Genomic DNA, 3676 nt, shown 5'->3' with positions numbered 1-3676 from the left:
AGCTCGAACGCGCGCACGGCGTGCTGGTGATACGCGGTGACGAAGACCACGGCCGGCATGGCCCCCGCGCCGATCCGCTCCACCACCTCCAGCCCGTCCACCTCCGGCATCTGCACGTCCAGGAAGACGAGGTCGGGCCGGAGGGCGCGGATTGCCTCCACGGCCTGCACGCCGTCCGCCGCCTCGCCCACGACCTTGATGTCCGGTTGGGATGCCAGGTGCAGGCGCATGCCGTCGCGGGCCAGGGGCTCGTCGTCCACCACCAGGGTGCGGATGCTCATACGGCCTCCAGGGCGATGACGGGCACGGCGGGCGCGTCCTCGTCCGCCGACCCGACGCGGAGGGGCAGCGTGATGCGGACAAGCGCGCCGCCGCCGGGCGCGTCGCCGCGGTACAGCTCGAACCCGTCCGCGCCGTACAGCTGCTCCAGCCGGGCGCGCGTGTTCACCAGCCCCACGCCCGTGCGCCCGCCGGCCGGCGCCCCGCCAAACCCCGGCCCGTCGTCGCGGACGGACAGCTCCAGCGTGTGGACCGCCCGCCGCGAGCGCACCTCGATGCGCCCCGCGCCCCGCTTGCGCGACAGCCCGTGCTTGACGGCGTTCTCCACCAGCGGCTGCAGGATCATGCTGGGCACCTGCGCGCCCAGGGTATCCGGCGCCACGTCGAAGCGCACGGCCATGCGGTCGTGAAAGCGCACCTGCTCGATGTCCAGGTACCGCTGCGCGAACTCCAGCTCGCGCGACAGGCTCACCGTCTGCGCCGTGTTGCCCAGCGACATGCGCAGCAGCTCGCCCAGCCGGCCGATCATCCGCACCGTCTCCACCCGCTCGCCCTTGGCGGCCAGGACGGAGATGGCATTGAGCGTGTTGAACAGGAAGTGCGGCTGCAGCTGCATGTTGAGCGCGTGCAGGTTGGCCTGCGCCAGCCCCGCCTCCAGCCGCAGTGCCCGCAGCGCCAGGTCCGCCGCCTCGTGGTCGCGCTGCAGGGCGCGGCGCAGGTAGAACAGCGTGTGGTGGGCGCCCACGATCAGCCAGTACAGCCCGATCCACAGCACCCCGTAGACGGCCACGACGCGGCGCAGGCCAAACACGTAGTCGTTGTAGCCGCGGGGCAGCTGCTCCGTGGGCATGGTCAGGGGCGCGAGGAGGTAGTCGCACACGGCCACCGCCGCGGCGCCGTAGACAAAGACGAAGGCCAGGCTGGCCAGGGCGTGCGCCGGCAGCGAGCGCCGCCAGCGTCCGGGCCCCATGGGAAAGCGGTCCGCCAGGAACAGCACGGCGGGGACGAACGGGACGAGGACGACGTACTGCGGAAAGGTGATGGCGGCCAGAAAGGCCAGGGGCATGCGCTCGCCGGGGTGGACGGTGGCCTGGAGCAGGAAGTCCGTGAGCCCCAGCCCCAGCGCGATGCCCAGGAGGATGAACGACATCTTCCACGGGCACAGGCGAATGAGCTCCGCGCCGGGTCTGAAGTCTGGCGGAAGCGGATCGGGTGCGTCCACGGGCGGGCGCTGGAGGGCGGATTCGCTCACGGCGGGAGCGCGTTCGGGCGGGGAGGGATGTGCCGCGTCTGGAACGCGGCCGACGAGCCCAATCTAATTGCCGTTCGTCTTCGTGGAAAGCATTGTGTATCAGCGATTTAGGGCGGATTTCCGCCGCTCGCGCTTCGTCCCTTCCACGCACCGTTCGTCCCTCTCCACGCGCGCTTCGTCCCACGCTGGTTGAGGGTCGATGCTCCGGGCGTCAGGGCGGATAAGGATTGGGCGGATGGGAGTTGGCGATGCGGATCGGGGGATGTGGATCGGGCGGACGCAGATCGGTGGATGCAGATCGTGCGGATGCGGATCGTGCGGATGCAGATCGTGCGGATGTGGATCGTGCGGATGCAGATCGTGCGGATGCAGATCGAGCGGATGCGGATCGTGCGGATGCGGATTGTGGGGATGCGGATTGTGGGGATGCGGATCGGGTGGATGCGGATCGAGCGGATGCGGATCGAGCGGATGCGGATCGTGCGGATGCGGATCGTGCGGATGCGGATCGAGCGGATGCAGATCGAGCGGATTTGGATCGGAGGGGATCGCGGTCCGCGGGGGAGCGGGCCGGCCTCACGCGGGCCAGGAGCGAATGAATTCGCCGCTGGAAAGGCACGAAGTCCGCCTGCGCAGACTGCCCCAGCGGAGGGAGGGCGACGTGCACCGGGGCGGCGTCCGGTCGGTTGAAGCCTCACGCAGTTTGTGAGGCCTTTCCGCTGTCGTTGCGGCGGCTTCAGCCGCTCCCGGCCGGGAGCGCGCACCCGTGCAGGATCCACTTTCGCACTTTCGCACTTTCGCACTTTCGCACTCAACGCGCGGACGGCGCCGCCCCGAGAGGGGAAGCGCCGTCCGCGTAGGGTACTGCACAGGTTGTCAGCCGGCGAAGGGCCTCAGGCGCCTTCGACCCGGGTTACGGAGGTGGCTCGGGGACCCTTGGGATCCTCCTGGATCTCGAACTCCACCTTGTCGCCGCGCTTGAGCGACTTGAACCCCTCCATCTCGATGGACGAGTGGTGCACGAACACGTCCTTCCCGCCGTCATCCGGACGAATGAAGCCGTAGCCCTTGTCGTCCTTGAAGAACTCGACCACCCCTGTCTGTCGCGCCATGGTACCTCCGCCGCGGATTCCGGTCCACCGCCGGGCCGTCGCTCCGTCGCACGGCGCCCGGTCAATTCTCGCCTGCCTGTGTGCAAGAGGCGGGCCCATCTGTTTAGGGCCGGCGGGCCCTGTCGCGGGGCGGCCGCGGCGCCCCCGTGAGCTCCAGGATGGCCACCTCCGGACGGCACAGAAAGCGGACGGGGATGTGCACCGTCCCCACGCCCCGCGACGTGTAGACCTGCGTCCACGGGCGGCGCCGCAGCCCCTCCTCGTACAGCTCGTCGAACTCCGCCGGGTTGCGCAGGGCGCCCACGAACGGCATGCGCACCTGCCCGGCGTGCGTGTGCCCGCTCACCACCAGGTCCACGGCGTCGTGCTCGCGCCGGGCCTTTTCCGCCTGGTCGGGATCATGCGCCAGCAGCAAGGTAAAGTCGCGCGCCTCCGGCGGAGGCAGGGCGTCCAGCCGGGGCTGGCCCTGCGAGTAGTCGTCCACCCCCGCCACGCACAGCCGCGCGCGGCCCACCCGCCGCATCTCCGCGCCGTTGGTCAGGTCGCGCAGGTTGGGCTGCCGGGCTACCTCGCGCCGCCAGCGGTCGATGCCCACCGTGTAGTCGTGGTTGCCGGGCACCGTCCACACCCCGTGCGGCGCCCGCAGCTCCGACAGGGCGTCCAGCACGGGCGCGAAGCTCGTCCAGTCGTCCGCGGCCAAGTCGCCCGTGACGGCGATGAGGTCGGGGTTCTCGCGCATGGCCAGGCGCGCCGCGCGGCGCACGAGCCACAGGGGCGTGCCCTCGCCCGCGTGCAGGTCCGTCAGCAGGGCGATGCGAAAGCCTTCCAGGTCCGGGTGCAGCCCGCGGACGTGGATCCGGGGCCGCGTGACCTCCAGCCACAGCGGCTCCACGAAAAAGGCGTAGGCCCCCACGGCTCCCGCCGCGGCCGCCGCCGCGCCCATCCACCGCACCACCGTCGTCGTTTTGCTCATGCGGGGCGGGAGGAGCAAGCCGAGTACCAAGTGCCAAGTGCCAAGTGCCAAGTGCCAAGT

The 3676-nt window shown here is 70.6% G+C and carries 5 protein-coding genes; 1 reads left to right on the top strand and 4 read right to left on the bottom strand.

What is annotated here, in order from left to right; all coding sequences use genetic code 11:
* On the bottom strand, positions 1-281 hold a 281-nt coding region (locus VFZ20_RS22360), incomplete at its 3' end, for a LytR/AlgR family response regulator transcription factor (RefSeq protein ID WP_329686171.1).
* Entirely contained in the window at positions 278-1531 is a 1254-nt protein-coding gene (locus VFZ20_RS22355; protein WP_329686170.1) for a sensor histidine kinase, read from the bottom strand. The genes VFZ20_RS22355 and VFZ20_RS22360, both read right to left, overlap by 4 nt.
* A 291-nt stretch (positions 1532-1822) precedes the next feature.
* Here VFZ20_RS22355 and VFZ20_RS22350 point away from each other — a divergent pair, with 291 nt between their 5' ends.
* On the top strand, positions 1823-2221 hold the full coding sequence (locus tag VFZ20_RS22350) for a hypothetical protein (protein ID WP_329686169.1): 399 nt from the start codon (positions 1823-1825) through the stop codon (positions 2219-2221).
* Between the two features lie 203 nt (positions 2222-2424).
* On the opposite strand, the gene VFZ20_RS22345 is transcribed toward VFZ20_RS22350, so the two are convergent.
* Positions 2425-2643 carry a cold shock domain-containing protein gene (locus tag VFZ20_RS22345; protein ID WP_329686168.1) on the bottom strand — a complete coding sequence of 73 codons (219 nt, stop codon included), beginning with the start codon at positions 2641-2643 and terminating at the stop codon, positions 2425-2427.
* 103 nt (positions 2644-2746) lie between these two features.
* The gene (locus tag VFZ20_RS22340; protein ID WP_329686167.1) at positions 2747-3616 is read right to left on the bottom strand and encodes a metallophosphoesterase; all 870 of its coding nucleotides are present in this window, start codon (positions 3614-3616) and stop codon (positions 2747-2749) included.
* Positions 3617-3676 lie beyond the last annotated feature (60 nt).

It is taken from the genome of Longimicrobium sp. (assembly GCF_036280135.1).
In the GTDB taxonomy this organism is placed as follows: domain Bacteria; phylum Gemmatimonadota; class Gemmatimonadetes; order Longimicrobiales; family Longimicrobiaceae; genus Longimicrobium.
This window is presented reverse-complemented; position numbering and strand designations above follow the sequence as displayed.